Raw genomic sequence first — 13,730 nt, 5'->3', positions numbered from 1 at the left:
GGGCGCCCCGCTTCGGCTAAGCTGAAGCGGAACGCTGTCCCACTTACTATCCGGAACATGGTTCCGTTTTGTCAACGGATACTGGAGGAAGAGTCGTGCCCGGCGAGGACCCCACGGGAAGGACGTCGGCCCGGAGCAAGCGGGCCGACGCGATGCGCAATCAGCAGGCGCTGCTCGCGGCCGCGGCCGAGGTGTTCGTGACCTCGGGCGTCGACGCACCGATCCGCCGGATCGCGGCCGAGGCCGGCGTCGGAACGGGAACGATCTACCGGCACTTCCCGACCCGGGCCGATCTCATCACGGCCGTCTACCGCCACCAGATCGAGGAGTGCGCACAGGCCGGCCCGCGACTGCTGGCAGCCGCCGACTCCCCGTTCGACGCGCTCCGCCGGTGGATCGACCTGTTCGTCGACTTCCTGGTCACCAAACACGGGCTGGCCGACGCGATGCAGTCGGACAGCACCGGCTTCGCCGCCCTGCACGGCCTCTTCCTCGATCGCCTGCTGCCGGTCTGCGCGCAGCTGCTCGACGCCGCGGTCGAGGCCGGTGAGATCAGGGCGGGCACCCGGCCCTTCGAGCTGATGCGCGGCATCGGCAACCTGTGCATCGGAGGCAGCGGCCCGCAGTACGACCCACGGCGCCTGATCGACCTGCTCCTGCACGGGCTGCAGTACCCCCGGCCGGCGTGACGCCGGCGGCGACCGGGCGACCGGGCGGTCGGATCGCCTCCGGAACGGAGCAAGCCGACACTCCCGCCCCGAACGGTTCACCGCCTGCCCGCATTCCACCCCGTCAGTTCATGGACCATCACCGGTCGGCCGAACTGATTCACGGACTGTTCACGACAAAACCGGAACTCGCCCCCGCCCGTGGCCGTCGGAATTCATGACGGTTCGACACATCCCACGGGCGGGGAAAGGAACGGCAATGTCCTTGGTCAGGAGGGTGATCGGCGCCGCCGCCGTGGCCCTCGTGGCCGTGTTGGGGCTGGTGGTGCTGTCCCAGTCCGCGTCCGCCCTCACCCGCGAGGAACGCTGCCCCCGAATGGTCGCGGAGGCGAAGCTCGCCGAGGAGGCGGTGGCCCCCAAGTGCCCGCCGGGGCTCGGCTGGACGCGTCCGCGGAGCGTCGAAGTCCCCTCGTGCCAGCGGGAGTTGCACCCGGCCCTCGCCGACGAGGCGTCCACCGGGGACGACCCGTCGGCGACCCGCGCCTCCGACCCGCCGCACGGGGCGCGCAGACAGCCCAGAGCCGCCGTCCTCCAGGTGTTCCGCTGCTGATCGGTCCCGACCGCGCACGCACGCTCGACGACGGTGGCGACACTCCCCACGGGTGACCCACCGCCCCACGTCCCGGCAGTCCACGACGGCCCGCGGCAGTGCTTCCGCCTGCCCGCGCCGCCGCGCTCCGCGCTGCCCCCGTACCGAGCGAGCGGCACGGTCCCGAAGTCACCGTTCCCACAGGACTTCCGAAGGGCCCGAGGCACGACATGCAAGGATTCATCGACCACGCCCGCACCTTCCGCCGCCGCGCCGCGCAGGAGGCCGACGCCTTCGGGCGGCTGGCGGCGGGCCAGAGCCCGCAGGCGCTGTTCATCACCTGCTCCGACTCCCGCATCATCCCCTCCGCCGTCACCGGCGCCCGGCCCGGGGACCTCTTCGAGCTGCGGACCGCCGGCAACATCGTCCCGCCGCACCGCCCGTCCGCCCCCTCGGCCGAGGCCGCGACCATCGAGTACGCGGTCGAGGTCCTGGGGGTCGCCGACATCGTGGTCTGCGGCCACTCCCACTGCGGCGCCGTGGGCGCCGTCGTCCGGGGCGAGGACCTCACCGGGGTGCCCGCCGTACGCGACTGGCTGGCCGACGGCACCGAACTGACACCCGCCGGGGAGCCCAGCCACGACCTGGCTGCCCCGGTGCAGCGGCACGTGCTGGACCAGCTGGCGAGGCTGCGCACCCACCCGAGCGTCGCCCGCCGGGCCGACCAGGGCCGGCTGGGCCTGCACGGCTGGTTCTACGAGGTCCACACCGGCGCGGTGCTCAGCCACCGCCCCGGCAGCGACGTCTTCCTGCCGCTGTGACCCGGCGGCCCGGCTCGCCGCCGCCCACCGCGCCGCCGCCGGCCACACCACCGTCGGCCGCACAGCAGCCGACCACGCCGCGGCCGACCACCCCCGGACTCCCACCGATGAGGGCTCCCATGCGCTTTCCCACGCTCAAGTACGACCTGACCGCCTCGCTCGTCGTCTTCCTGGTCGCCCTCCCGCTGTGCGTCGGCGTCGCCGTCGCCTCGGGCGTGCCCGCCGAACTCGGCCTGATCACCGGCATCGTCGGCGGCCTGGTCACCGGCATGCTCCCCGGCAGCAGCCTCCAGGTCAGCGGCCCGGCCGCCGGACTGACCGTGCTGGTCGCCGAGACCGTGCAACGGTTCGGCCTGCCGGCCCTCGGCCTCGTGGTCGCCGCCACCGGCCTGCTCCAGCTGCTGCTGGGCGCGCTGCGCTGGGGCCGGTGGTTCCGCGCGATCTCCGTCGCCGTGGTGGAGGGCATGCTGGCCGGCATCGGCCTGGTCATCATCGCCGGCCAGCTCTACGCGATGGCCGACCGGCCGGCGCCCGCGAGCGGGGTCGACAAGCTCCTGGGCCTTCCCGGCCTGCTCGCCCGGCTCGTCTCCTCGCCCGCCGCCGGCTACTCCTTCGTGATCGGCGCCGGCACCATCGCGGTGATCCTGTTGTGGCAGCGGCTGCCCGCCCGGGTGCGGGTCGTCCCCGGCGCACTGGTGGCCGTGCTGCTCGCCACCGGCACCGTCTGGCTGCTCGACCGCCCGGTGAAGAAGGTCGAGGTCCAGGGCCTCCTGGACGCCGTCCAGCCACCAGGCAGCGGGGTGTTCGAGCAGCTCACCCCGGCGCTCGTCGTGACGGTCGTGGCCTTCACCCTCGTCGCCTCGGCCGAGAGCCTGTTCAGCGCGGCGGCCGTCGACCGGCTGCACGACGGGCCGCGCACCGACTACGACAAGGAGCTGATGGCGCAGGGCGCGGGCAACGCGCTCTGCGGCGCCCTCGGCGCCCTGCCGATGACCGCGGTCATCGTCCGCAGCGCCGCCAACGTCCAGGCCGGTGCCCGGACCAAGGCGTCCCGCGTGCTGCACGGCGTGTGGCTGCTGCTCTTCGCCGCGCTGCTCCCCGCGGCCCTCGGCGTCATCCCCGTCGCGGCGCTGGCCGGGGTGCTGGTGCACGCCGGGTTCAAGCTGCTGCCGTTCAAGCAGTTCGGGCCGCTGTGGCGCGAGCACCGGGCGGAGGCGCTCGTCCTCGCGGCCACCGCCGTGGCCATCGTCACGGTCAACATGTTCGAGGGCGTGCTGATCGGCCTGGGCCTGTCGGTCGTCAAGTCGGCCTGGGAGACCTCCCGGCTGCACGTCGACACCGAGGAGCGGCCCGGCGGCCTGCTCCGGGTCCGGCTGACCGGCAACGCCACCTTCCTCCGGCTGCCCAAGCTCCTGGACGCCCTGGAGGCGCTGCCCGCCGACCGCGTCGTGGAGCTGGACCTCTCCGGGCTCCGGCACCTCGACCACGCCTGCCAGTCCGCGCTGACCACCTGGACCGAGCGCCACAACGCCCGGGCCCCGGAGGACGTGCGGCTGATCCCCGCGCTGGCCGGTCCGGCCTGACCCTGACCCCGTCCCGCGGAACGCGCGTCGCCGCACCGGAACTCCGGTGCGGCGACGCGTCGTTCGACGCGTTCGCCGTGCTCCGTGCTCCGCGCTTCGTTATCCGTGCTCCGCGTCAGGCCACCGGCGCGCCGGTGCCCGCGATCACCTCGGGCCGCAGCAGGGCGGCGAGCCGCTCGGCCGGGAGCAGCCCCTTCTCCAGGACGAGTTCGGCCACGCCCCGGCCGCTGGCCAGCGCCTCCTTGGCGATGTCGGTGGCGGCCGTGTACCCGATGTGCGGGTTGAGGGCGGTCACCAGGCCGATGGAGTTCTCGACGGTCGCGCGCAGCACCTCGGTGTTGGCGGTGATGCCGACGACGCACCGCTCGGCGAGGGTGAGGCAGGCGGCCCGCAGATGGGTGATCGACTCCGACAGCGAGTGCAGGATGATCGGCTCGAAGGCGTTGAGCTGGAGCTGCCCGGCCTCGGCGGCCATGGTGACGGCGACGTCGTTGCCGATCACCTCGAAGGCGACCTGGTTGACGACCTCGGGGATCACCGGGTTCACCTTGCCCGGCATGATGCTCGAACCGGCCTGCACCGGCGGCAGGTTGATCTCGCCGAGGCCCGCGCGCGGCCCCGAGGACAGCAGGCGCAGGTCGTTGCAGCTCTTCGAGAGCTTGACGGCGACGCGCTTGAGCACCCCGGACATCTGGACGAACGCCCCGCAGTCCTGGGTGGCCTCGACCAGGTTCGCCGCCGTGACGAGGGGCAGCCCGGTGAGGTCCGCGAGGTGGCGGCGCGCGGACTCGGCGTACCCGGCGGGGGCGTTGAGGCCGGTGCCGATCGCGGTGGCACCGAGGTTGATCTCCAGGATCAGCTCGACGGCCTCCCCGAGCCGGCTGCGGTCCTCGTCGAGCATCACCGCGAACGTCGAGAACTCCTGCCCGAGCGTCATCGGCACGGCGTCCTGCAACTGGGTGCGGCCCATCTTCAGCACGTCGCGGAACTCGACGGCCTTGCGGGCGAAGGCCTCCTGGAGCACGGCCATCGCGTCGAGCAGGCCGCGCACGGCGAAGACGGTCGCGATCCGGACGGCCGTCGGGTAGACGTCGTTGGTGGACTGGCCCAGGTTGACGTGCTCGTTGGGGTGCAGGTGCCGGTACTCCCCCTTGGCGTGCCCCAGCAGTTCCAGCGCCCGGTTGGCGATGACCTCGTTGGCGTTCATGTTGGTCGAGGTCCCGGCGCCGCCCTGGATGACGTCCACGACGAACTGCTCGTGCAGCCCGCCGCCCCGGATCTCACGGCAGGCGGCGACGATCGCGGCGGCCTTCGCGGGCTCCAACAGGCCGAGTTCCTCGTTGGCGAGGGCGGCGGCCTCCTTGACGGCGGCGAGGGCGTCGATCAGGTGCGGGTAGGTGGAGATGGGCGTGCCCGTGATCGGGAAGTTCTCGGTGGCGCGCAGCGTGTGGACGCCCCAGTAGGCGTCGGCGGGGACGTCGCGGTCTCCGAGCAGGTCGTGTTCGCTGCGGGTGGCGGCGGTCATGGGGGTCGCGGCGATCGTGGGTATGGCGGCGGTCATGGGTGTGCGGTCCTCTTCCTTCGTGGAACGGTGGATCGGGTCAGACGGGGGCGGGCAGCGCCGACGGGTCGAGCGCCGCCACCGGCCGGACGCCGCCGACGAGCCTGCCGCCACCGGTCGTCGGCGCCCCCGCGAACGCGGTGAGCAGCCGCGGCTCGACCCCCGCCAGGGCCAGCGCGGCCGCCGCCACCGGGACGCGCGCCCGGTTCGCCCCGTCGGCGATCTTCACGGCCACGGCGCGGCCGTCCGGCAGCGCGGCGATCTGCACACCCTCGAAGCCGTCCTTGGCCAGCAGTCCGGGCACGGCGCGCATCAGCGCGGCCGTGTCCCGGCCCGCGCCGGAGGCCATCTCCGGGTGCCCGCGCAGCGCGTCCGCCACCCGGGACTCGGGGGTCCCCGGCGCGCCGGTGGCGATGCGGGCGGCGGCGCGGGCGAGGCCGTGCAGCGAGACGGCGAACAGCGGGGTGCCGCAGCCGTCGACGCTGACCCGCGCGATGCGTTGGCCGGTAAACTCCTCGACGACCCCGGCGATCAGCCGCTGGAGCGGGTGGGCCGGGTCGTCGTAGTCGGCCGACGACCAGCCGTTGAGCCTGCAGAGGTAGAGCATCGCGGCGTGCTTGCCCGAACAGTTCTGGGCGAGCCGGGAGGCCGGGCGGCCCTCCCGGATCCAGGTGTCGCGGACAGCCGGGTCGTACGGCAGGTCCGGGACGTTGCGCAGGTCGTCCTCGGAGAGGCCGGCGAGCTCCAGGATCCGCCGGGCACCGGCGAGGTGGCGCTCCTCACCGGAGTGGCTGCCCATCGCGAGGGAGAGCAGTTCGCCGTCGAGCGGCAGGCCCGCCCGGACCATGGCGACGGCCTGGAGCGGCTTGAGGGCCGATCGCGGGTAGCAGGCGGCTTCGACGTCGCCGAGCCGGAACCGGACCTCGCCGTTGCCGCCGCCGTCCTCACCGAGGACGACGACGGAACCGTAGTGGACGCCCTCGACCACTTCGCCACGGATCACGTGGGCGACGGGCTCGTGGCGGGGCTCGCGGATCGCGGGGGCGTCCGCGAGGGGACTGTTGAACATGAGACGTGCCTCGATCGGTGGTGGTTGTGCCGGCGGCCTGCGGGAGCCCGGCGTGTGGGATCCCTCGGGCCGCCGGCGGGTTCAGTCGCCGGCCCCGGCGGCGACACGGGCGATCCGGCCGCGGATCGCGTACCAGCCCGCAACCAGCGCCCCGGCGATCAGCGGCAGGCACAGCACGGTGGTGCGCCCGGCGCCGCCGTCGGCGTACATCAGGACCAGGACGGAGACGAGGAAGGCCAGCGTCACGAGCTCGGTCCACGGCGAGCCGGGGAGGCGGTAGCCGGGCCGGGTCAGTTCGCCGGCCCGGGTCTTCCGCCAGAAGAGGAGGTGGCAGACCATGATCATGCCCCAGGTGGCGAGGATGCCGATCGCCGCGAAGTTCAGCACGATCTCGAACGCGTCGGCGGGGACCACGAAGTTGAGGCCGACGCCGAGCACGCACATGCCGCTGGTCAGCAGGATGCCGCCGTACGGCACCTGGGTGCGGCTCATCCGGGCGGTGAACCGGGGGGCCGAGCCGCTCACGGCCATGGAGCGCAGGATGCGGCCGGTGGAGTAGAGGCCGGAGTTGAGCGAGGACATGGCCGCGGTGAGGACGACCAGGTTCATCACGCTGCCGGCCGCCGGGACGCCGATGTGGGACAGCACGGTCACGAACGGGCTCTGGCCGGAGCTGTACCTGTTCCAGGGCAGCAGCATCGACAGCAGGACGACCGAGCCGACGTAGAACAGGCCCACCCGCCACATGATCGAGTTGATCGCCTTCGGCATGATCTTCTCGGGATTCTCGGTCTCCCCTGCCGTGACGCCGACGAGTTCCACCGAGGCGTAGGCGAAGACGACTCCTTGGATGATCAGCAGCATCGGCATCAGGCCGTTGGGGAAGATCCCGCCGTTGTCGGTGATCAGGGACGGGCCGGGGACGGCGCCGTCGACCGGGTGCCGGGTGACCAGCAGGAAGATCGCGATGCCCATGAAGACCAGCAGCGCGCCGACCTTGACGATGGCGAACCAGAACTCCAGTTCACCGAAGATCCGCACCGAGATGAGGTTCACCGTCAGCACCGCGGCCAGGGCCACCAGCGCGATCACCCACTGCGGGATGTCGGAGAACAGGTGCCAGTAGTGGGTGTAGGTGGCGACGGCGGTGATGTCGGCGATACCCGTGGTCGCCCAGTTGAGGAAGTACATCCAGCCCGCGGTGTACGCGCCCTTCTCCCCCAGGAACTCCCGGGCGTACGACACGAAGGCGCCGGAGGACGGGCGGTACAGGACGAGTTCGCCGAGCGCGCGCACGACCAGGAAGGCGAAGGCGCCGCAGACGGCGTAGGCGACGAACAGGGAGGGCCCGGCGTCGGCGAGCCGACCGCCCGCGCCGAGGAACAGGCCGGTGCCGATGGCGCCGCCGATGGCGATCATGTTGACGTGCCGGGGCTTCAAGGACTTGCTGTAACCGGCGTCACCGGCGTCGACGTGACGGGTCGTGGAGGTGGTGGGGGCGGTGAGGTTCGTGGGGCTCTCAGGGCTTGTGGGGGCAGTCGGGATAGTGGAGGTGGTGGGGGTCGTGCGGCGCTTCTCGTCGTCGAGGAACTGCTCGCTCACGCCTCGGCTCTGCCTTCCGTGGGGGTCTCCGTGCGTCCTGGGTGCACGATGTGGGTGAGGGTCGCCTCGACGCGGTGGAGGTGGTGCGACATCGCCGCGACCGCGTCGGGCTCGGAACCGTCGACCAGCGCCTCGACGATCGCCCGGTGCTCGCAGTTGGACTGCTCGCGGCGATCGCCCAGCTCGTTGAGGAAGGCCGACTGACGCGCCAGTGCGTCGCGGATCTCCTCGATGACCCGGCGGAAGACCGGGTTGCGGGAGGCCTCGGCCACCGCCAGGTGGAAGACCGTGTCCAGCGCGACCCACGCGGTGGTGTCGGTCTCCCGGTCCATCCGGTCGAGCAGGTGGGCCAGCTGGTCCAGGTCCTCCGGGGTCCGGCGCAGCGCCGCGTACCCGGCGACCGGGATCTCGACGTGCCGACGCACCTCCAGCAGGTCGCTGGCCGCGTAGTCGCCGAAGGTCGGGTCGTCGACCGTGTTCGCCACGACGAAGGTGCCCTTGCCGGTCTTCGAGACGGTCAGGCCCATGGTCTGGAGCGCCCGGAGCGCCTCCCGCAGCACGGGCCGGCTGACCTCCAGCGTGCGGCACAGCTCCGCTTCGGAGGGGAGCTTGTCCCCCACGGCGTACTCGCCGCGCTCGATGGCGCCGCGCAGGTGGCCGAACACCGCTTCCATCGCGCTCACGCGTCGGGGGACCGATCCGGCTGTCTGGCTGTCTGACAGGTTCACAGGACGATCCTGGGCCGACGGGGCGGACGGTGTCAAGACGTCGGGAGCGCTCACCTCAGAGACCGCATGAGGGACCGCTTGAGAACGTCCACGGGCCCGTCGGTGCCCGACGGCTCACCCGCCGGGCACCTCGGGGCCCGAGGTCAGCGGGCGATCGGCAGGACGGACGTGGGCTCACTGACCGCCAGCGGCTCCCCGGCCGGGCTCAGGAGGCCGGTCGACGGGTCGCGGTGGAAGACCGTGACCGTGTCCGAGCGCTGATTGGCGCAGAACAGCAGCCGGCCGTCCGGCGTGAGCGCGATGTCGCGCGGCCAAGTCCCGCCGCAGGGCACGGTGGTGAGCAGCTCCACGGACGCGCCGTCGTCGTGCACGGTGTACACCGAGATCGCGTCGTCGCCACGGTTGGTCGTGTAGAGGAAACGGCCGTCGCCCGACACGCGGACCGCGGCGGCGGAGTTGGCGTTCGGCGCACCCGGATCCCGTCGGGTCTCGACCTCGGCGACCGGGTCGAGGCGGCCGGAGAGCGCGTCCCAGGTGCAGACGGTGAGGGTGGAGGAGAGTTCGTTCAGGACGTAGGCGTACCGGGCCGACGGGTGGAACACCAGGTGCCGGGGGCCGCGGCCCGACGGCAGTTGCACCGTCCGGTGGGCGCTGAGCGGGCCGTCGGCCGGATCGAAGGCGTAGACGTACACCCGGTCGGTGCCGAGATCGGTGCACAGCAGGAAGCGCCCGTCCGGCGAGGGGGCCGCCATGTGGGCGTGCGGGGAGGTGAGCCGGTCCCCGGAGGCCTCCCGGCCCGGGTGCCGGACGGTCTGCACCGGCTCGGCGGTGGCGACCGCGCCGTCGGCACCGGTCGCGACGACCGAGAGGACGCCGTCGCCGTAGTGGGCCGCGAAGACGTGCGACCCACTGGGGTGGACCGCGAGGTGGCAGGGGCCCGCACCGCCACTGACGGTGTCGGCGACCACGGCATCGGCGTCGGCAGCGGCACCGGTCTCGGCACCGGTATCCACGCGCACCGAGACGATCCGTCCGACCGCCTGTTCCAGGACGGCGTGGACGACCGCGCGCGTCGGGTCGACCGCCGCGTAGGAGGGGTGGTCCAGCGGGAGTGTGCGGACGGGACTCATGGCGCCGGTTCCGTCGTAACCGACCGTGCACAGCCCCGCTCCGGGAACGTCGGCCGGGGCGGCACTGCCGATGACCAGCAGTCCGCCGGGCGACGTGGTCGGAGGATGGTTCACGAAAGACCTGCTCTCTGCTCTCCGGGTGGCGCGCGATCCGCGACGTCGGTCCCACCCGGCACCGGCCGTACGGGATCGGCCGTACGCGCTCGCGCCGGGCTGTCGAGGTGGTCACCCCACGAGCGGGCGGACCCGTCGATCGTCCCGGTGGCACCGGGCCGTGAGGTGGGGGGTGGGGTGAGGTGGGGCGGGAAGTGCCGAAGTCTATCCGGCGGCCGAGCGCGCGGGAACCGGCATCGGGCGGGTGGTACGGCGTGGCAACTGCGCCTCCCGGTCGGCCGTTTGACGACCACCCGGGAAGGCCCGGCACCGGCCCCGTTCCGCTGCTACGACCGGGCCGCCCGAGCCGGTGACGCCCCTGCTCCCAGCGCTTGTGATGATGGGCTCGTCAACCCGGATCGTCCGCATCACCGCAGGTGAACGGCCGTGTGCTGACCGTCGAGGTGATCGGTCGGGCGCGGACGGACAGTCCCGGCGTTGACACGGCTGCGCTCGGCCGCCGACGCGCCCCCGGCCCCGGCTCCCCGACGAGCGGACCGGCAGGTGCGTACCCCCACGCGCCCTGAGCAGCCGGTCCCGCCCACCCCGGCCCCTTGGAGCGCTCCCCCATGTCCCTGCTCGCCTACTTCGCCCCCACACTCGCCCCGACCCCGACCCCGACCCCGGCCCTCGCCCCGGCCACCGGGCCCCTCGGCACACCCCCCGCGCCGATCCGTCCGGCCGCTCCGGCTCCCCGACTGACCAGCACCGTCGCCAAGGAGTACGTCCACCGGGCCTGCCACGCCGAGGTCTTCATCACCGGCAGCGAGCCGCTCGGCGACACCGCGTTCACCGTCACCGCCCAGTGGCCGCGGGCGCACACCTTCTTCAGCACCCCGGACGGGACCGGGTACGACCCGATGCTCGCCGCCGAAACGGTTCGCCAAGCCGGGCTCTACCTCGCCCACACCCGGTACGGCGTCCCGCTCGACCACAGGTTCATGATGTGGAACCTCGACTACACCGCCCGCGCCCGCCGGCTGTCCATCGGGGAGACACCCACCGACCTCACCATCGAGGCCAGACTCCTCCCGCGCCCTCGGCGCACCCGCAGCACGGTCGACTTCACCTTCACCGCGACCGTCCGCCGCGGCCCCCACCTGGCCGCGACCGGCGAGGCCCGCTTCACCACCGTGCCGGACTCCACCTACCGCCGGCTGCGCGGCGCCCGCCCCGTAGGCAGCCCGATACCGGAGGCAGCCGAGGCAGGGACCGCCCGCCCCCTACCGCCGACCCTGGTCGGGCGGGTCCGGCCCTGCGACGTCGTGCTGACCCCCACCGACACCCCCGGCACCTGGCTCCTCACCCCCGACCTCCGGCACCCGATCCTCTTCGACCACGCCGGCGACCACATCCCCGGCATGGTGCTGCTGGAGGCCGCCCGCCAGGCCGCCAACGCCCTCGGCGCCCCGGCCACCATCGCCCCGGTCACCATCGCCCCGACCGCCGCGGCCACCACCTTCCACCGCTACGCCGAACACGACGCGCCCACCACCGTCACCGCCCGGCGCACCCCCGGCGAGGAGCCGGACACCGTCACCACCACGGTGACCGGACGCCAGCACGGCGAGCCGGTCTTCACCACGGTCCTCACCGGCCGACCCGACCGGGGCTGACCCGCACGCCCCCGTGCGGGCCCGTCCGGCCCCGGGTCGGACGGGCCCGCACCGCTGACCGACGGTCCGTCATGTCCCTTGATCAGGAAGCACTCCCGAGTCGGCCGAGCGAGCGGTCGGGGAGGACGAGGAGGAAGAGCAGGGCCGCGCCGCCGAACATGAACAGCGCGAGGTGGTGCAGTCCGGCCGTGGTGGCGCCGTGCGGGAAGAAGGCCGCGTTCGCGGCCGAGGCGGCCATCGCCCCGAGGTACATGAAGGTCCGCAGCAGCCCCGCCGCGGAGGCGATGGCGGCCGGGTCGGCCTGGTGGTAGAGCGCGGTCTGGTTGCCGAGGCCGATCAGCCCCTGCGGGATGCCCGCCAGCACCCCGACGGCGATCAGCAGCACCGGCGGACTCGCCGACCCCGCCGTCAACAGGGCCGCGCAGGCGGCCATCTGGACCGCCGCGCCGACCACCAGCTTGCCCCGCACCGCCGCACGGCGACCGGTCGCACCGGAGACCGCGAGGGCGGTCAGCGAGAGCGGCAGCAGCACCAGCCCGGCGGAGGCGGCGCTCAGGCCGCGCCCCTGCTCCAGCCACTGGGTGTAGCCGTAGAGGAAGGCGTAACCCGCCGTGCAGCCGAGCACCTGGCGCAGATAAGTGGCGACCAACGGACGGTTGCCGGCCAGGGCCCGCAGGTCGATGAACGGGCTGCGGGCCCTGGTCTCCCGGAGCACGAATCCGACGCCGGCCAGGACCGCGAGCACCGGCAGGTACCAGCGCTCCGCGCCGGGCCGCATCACGAACAGCATCAGTGCCAGCAGGAGGACGGCGAACAAGGCGATCCCGGACCGGTCCAGCCGCCCCCCGCCGTCCCGGCCGTCCCGCCGCGGACCGGCGACGGGCAGCCGGGCGGACCCGAGCACCAGACAGACCAGCGACAGCGGGACGTTGACCGCGAAGATCGTCCGCCAGCCGCCCAGCCCGATCAGCAGGCCGCCGAGCGTCGGCCCGATCACGGCGATGGTCTGGTTGGCGACGGCGAGCACCGTCAGCACCCCGGTGGGGCTGGTCCGCCCGGTCCGCCCGGTCCGCTCGGCCTCGCTGCGGGTGAGGTACATCGCGGCCGGGTACGCGGCGGAGGTGCCGATCCCGAGCAGCACCCGGGCGACGACCAGCAGCCCGAGCGTGGGCGCCAGCACACCGACCAGTCCCGCCAGGCCGACCAGCGCCGTCCCGGCCAGGTAGAGCCGGCGCGGCCCGTAGCTGTCCACCAGCCGGCCGATCACCGGCTGGCCGACGGCAGTGGCGAGGTAGAGCCCGCTCACCAGCCAGGCCGTCTCGGCGGGCGGCGCACCGAAGGCGGTGCCGACGGGCACCAGGGCCACCGCGATCATCGAGGAGTTGATCGGGTTGAGCACCGAACCCAGCACCATCGGGGCGAGCAGCCGACGGTTGAACCCGTCCCCGGGCCCGGGCCCAGCCGGCCCGTCGGCTCCGGTCGGGGCCAGCGGGGCCGGGACGGACGAGGCGGGGACGGACTGGGCCGGGATGGACGGGGCCGCTGCCCGGTCCGCGCCCTGGCGTCGGGAGCGCAGCCGCGCCAGCAGCGTCGACGGGCCGGTCATGGCTGGTTCAGCCGGCTCGGTCGGCTCAGCCGACTCGCCCGGTTGAGCCGGTCCAGCAGGGGCAGCGCCGCCAGCACGGTGGCGCGCTCGGCCTCGCTGAACTCCTCTCCCAGGGCCCTGGCCAGCCACTCCTCACGGGCCCGGCGGCTGTCCGCGATCCACTCCAGCCCGGTCGCGCTGAGGTCCACCACCTGGCGGCGCCCGTCCTCGGGGTCGGGGCGGCGGGCGACCAGCCCGTGCGCCTCCAGCGCGGCCAGCGTGGCGGCCATCGACTGCGGCCGGACCCGCTCCGCAGCGGCCAGCGCGCTCGCGGCGGCCGGCCCGTCGGTGATCAGGCGGTTCAGCACCGCGGTCTGCGAGGGGGTGAGCCCGCTGGAACCCTGTCCCTTCTCCTGGAGGGTCCGGCGCAACCTGCTGAACACGGCCCGGAGCTCCCGGGCGGCCAGCGCGGCCGTGTCGGCATGGGACTCCGAGGCAGGCGGTGCCTCCGGAACGGCTGGGGCGATTCGCTTCTCGGTCACCGCTCCACGGTAATTTCATCAGTCCAAACTGTCCAGCCTTGCTGTAGACCTACATCGCCAAGGCGAACCGGACCCGGCACCAC

At 73.4% G+C, this 13,730-nt stretch carries 12 protein-coding genes; 5 read left to right on the top strand and 7 right to left on the bottom strand.

What is annotated here, in order from left to right; all coding sequences use genetic code 11:
- The first annotated feature begins 152 nt into the window (after positions 1–152).
- The 4 genes from ACFY2K_RS17370 to ACFY2K_RS17355 all read left to right on the top strand — a co-directional run bounded on the left by ACFY2K_RS17370 (position 153) and on the right by ACFY2K_RS17355 (position 3,661).
- On the top strand, positions 153–689 hold the full coding sequence (locus ACFY2K_RS17370) for a TetR/AcrR family transcriptional regulator (protein ID WP_387712384.1): 537 nt from the start codon (positions 153–155) through the stop codon (positions 687–689).
- 238 nt (positions 690–927) lie between these two features.
- Complete coding sequence (locus tag ACFY2K_RS17365) at positions 928–1,278, top strand: hypothetical protein (protein ID WP_380589202.1); 351 nt, start codon at positions 928–930, stop codon at positions 1,276–1,278.
- Between the two features lie 209 nt (positions 1,279–1,487).
- Positions 1,488–2,078 carry a carbonic anhydrase gene (locus ACFY2K_RS17360; protein WP_375891007.1) on the top strand — a complete coding sequence of 197 codons (591 nt, stop codon included), beginning with the start codon at positions 1,488–1,490 and terminating at the stop codon, positions 2,076–2,078.
- A gap of 119 nt (positions 2,079–2,197) precedes the next feature.
- Positions 2,198–3,661, top strand: a complete 1,464-nt coding sequence (locus ACFY2K_RS17355) for a SulP family inorganic anion transporter (protein WP_380523035.1) — start codon at positions 2,198–2,200, stop codon at positions 3,659–3,661.
- 115 nt (positions 3,662–3,776) lie between these two features.
- On the opposite strand, the gene aspA is transcribed toward ACFY2K_RS17355, so the two are convergent.
- The 5 genes from aspA to ACFY2K_RS17330 all read right to left on the bottom strand — a co-directional run bounded on the left by aspA (position 3,777) and on the right by ACFY2K_RS17330 (position 9,865).
- Positions 3,777–5,186 carry an aspartate ammonia-lyase gene (gene aspA, locus ACFY2K_RS17350; RefSeq protein ID WP_387712381.1) on the bottom strand — a complete coding sequence of 470 codons (1,410 nt, stop codon included), beginning with the start codon at positions 5,184–5,186 and terminating at the stop codon, positions 3,777–3,779.
- 76 nt (positions 5,187–5,262) lie between these two features.
- On the bottom strand, positions 5,263–6,291 hold the full coding sequence (locus tag ACFY2K_RS17345; RefSeq protein WP_380589199.1) for an asparaginase: 1,029 nt from the start codon (positions 6,289–6,291) through the stop codon (positions 5,263–5,265).
- An 81-nt stretch (positions 6,292–6,372) separates the two neighbouring features.
- A complete protein-coding gene (locus tag ACFY2K_RS17340) occupies positions 6,373–7,893 on the bottom strand; it encodes an amino acid permease (protein ID WP_380523033.1) in 1,521 nt (506 codons plus the stop codon).
- On the bottom strand, positions 7,890–8,567 hold the full coding sequence (locus ACFY2K_RS17335; RefSeq protein WP_380523089.1) for a FadR/GntR family transcriptional regulator: 678 nt from the start codon (positions 8,565–8,567) through the stop codon (positions 7,890–7,892). Before ACFY2K_RS17335 ends, ACFY2K_RS17340 begins: the two co-directional genes overlap by 4 nt.
- A 197-nt stretch (positions 8,568–8,764) precedes the next feature.
- On the bottom strand, positions 8,765–9,865 hold the full coding sequence (locus tag ACFY2K_RS17330; protein ID WP_387712203.1) for a lactonase family protein: 1,101 nt from the start codon (positions 9,863–9,865) through the stop codon (positions 8,765–8,767).
- Positions 9,866–10,473: 608 nt separating this feature from the next.
- Between ACFY2K_RS17330 and ACFY2K_RS17325 the strand changes: the two genes are divergently transcribed.
- Positions 10,474–11,520 (top strand): ScbA/BarX family gamma-butyrolactone biosynthesis protein, encoded by a 1,047-nt coding sequence (locus ACFY2K_RS17325; RefSeq protein ID WP_387712200.1) that lies wholly within the window; start codon positions 10,474–10,476, stop codon positions 11,518–11,520.
- Between the two features lie 82 nt (positions 11,521–11,602).
- On the opposite strand, the gene ACFY2K_RS17320 is transcribed toward ACFY2K_RS17325, so the two are convergent.
- Together ACFY2K_RS17320 and ACFY2K_RS17315 are read right to left on the bottom strand one after the other, a co-directional pair.
- Positions 11,603–13,126: an MFS transporter gene (locus ACFY2K_RS17320; RefSeq protein WP_387712197.1), complete on the bottom strand. Its 1,524-nt coding sequence runs from the start codon at positions 13,124–13,126 to the stop codon at positions 11,603–11,605.
- On the bottom strand, positions 13,123–13,647 hold the full coding sequence (locus tag ACFY2K_RS17315) for a MarR family winged helix-turn-helix transcriptional regulator (RefSeq protein WP_387712194.1): 525 nt from the start codon (positions 13,645–13,647) through the stop codon (positions 13,123–13,125). Before ACFY2K_RS17315 ends, ACFY2K_RS17320 begins: the two co-directional genes overlap by 4 nt.
- Positions 13,648–13,730 lie beyond the last annotated feature (83 nt).

This window comes from Kitasatospora sp. NPDC001309, from assembly GCF_042896295.1.
GTDB lineage: Bacteria > Actinomycetota > Actinomycetes > Streptomycetales > Streptomycetaceae > Kitasatospora.
The sequence above is the reverse complement of the archived record's forward strand: the minus strand, read 5'-3'. Positions and strand labels throughout refer to the sequence as shown.

Excerpts from the sequence above, each read along its gene's own strand:
- ACFY2K_RS17355 (WP_380523035.1), top strand. The coding sequence starts at position 2,198 with ATGCGCTTTCCCACGCTCAAGTACGACCTGACCGCCTCGCTCGTCGTC.
- aspA (WP_387712381.1), bottom strand. The coding sequence starts at position 5,186 with ATGACCGCCGCCACCCGCAGCGAACACGACCTGCTCGGAGACCGCGAC.
- ACFY2K_RS17320 (WP_387712197.1), bottom strand. The coding sequence starts at position 13,126 with ATGACCGGCCCGTCGACGCTGCTGGCGCGGCTGCGCTCCCGACGCCAG.
- ACFY2K_RS17360 (WP_375891007.1), top strand. The coding sequence starts at position 1,488 with ATGCAAGGATTCATCGACCACGCCCGCACCTTCCGCCGCCGCGCCGCG.
- ACFY2K_RS17370 (WP_387712384.1), top strand. The coding sequence starts at position 153 with ATGCGCAATCAGCAGGCGCTGCTCGCGGCCGCGGCCGAGGTGTTCGTG.
- ACFY2K_RS17335 (WP_380523089.1), bottom strand. The coding sequence starts at position 8,567 with ATGGAAGCGGTGTTCGGCCACCTGCGCGGCGCCATCGAGCGCGGCGAG.
- ACFY2K_RS17345 (WP_380589199.1), bottom strand. The coding sequence starts at position 6,291 with ATGTTCAACAGTCCCCTCGCGGACGCCCCCGCGATCCGCGAGCCCCGC.
- ACFY2K_RS17325 (WP_387712200.1), top strand. The coding sequence starts at position 10,474 with ATGTCCCTGCTCGCCTACTTCGCCCCCACACTCGCCCCGACCCCGACC.
- ACFY2K_RS17365 (WP_380589202.1), top strand. The coding sequence starts at position 928 with ATGTCCTTGGTCAGGAGGGTGATCGGCGCCGCCGCCGTGGCCCTCGTG.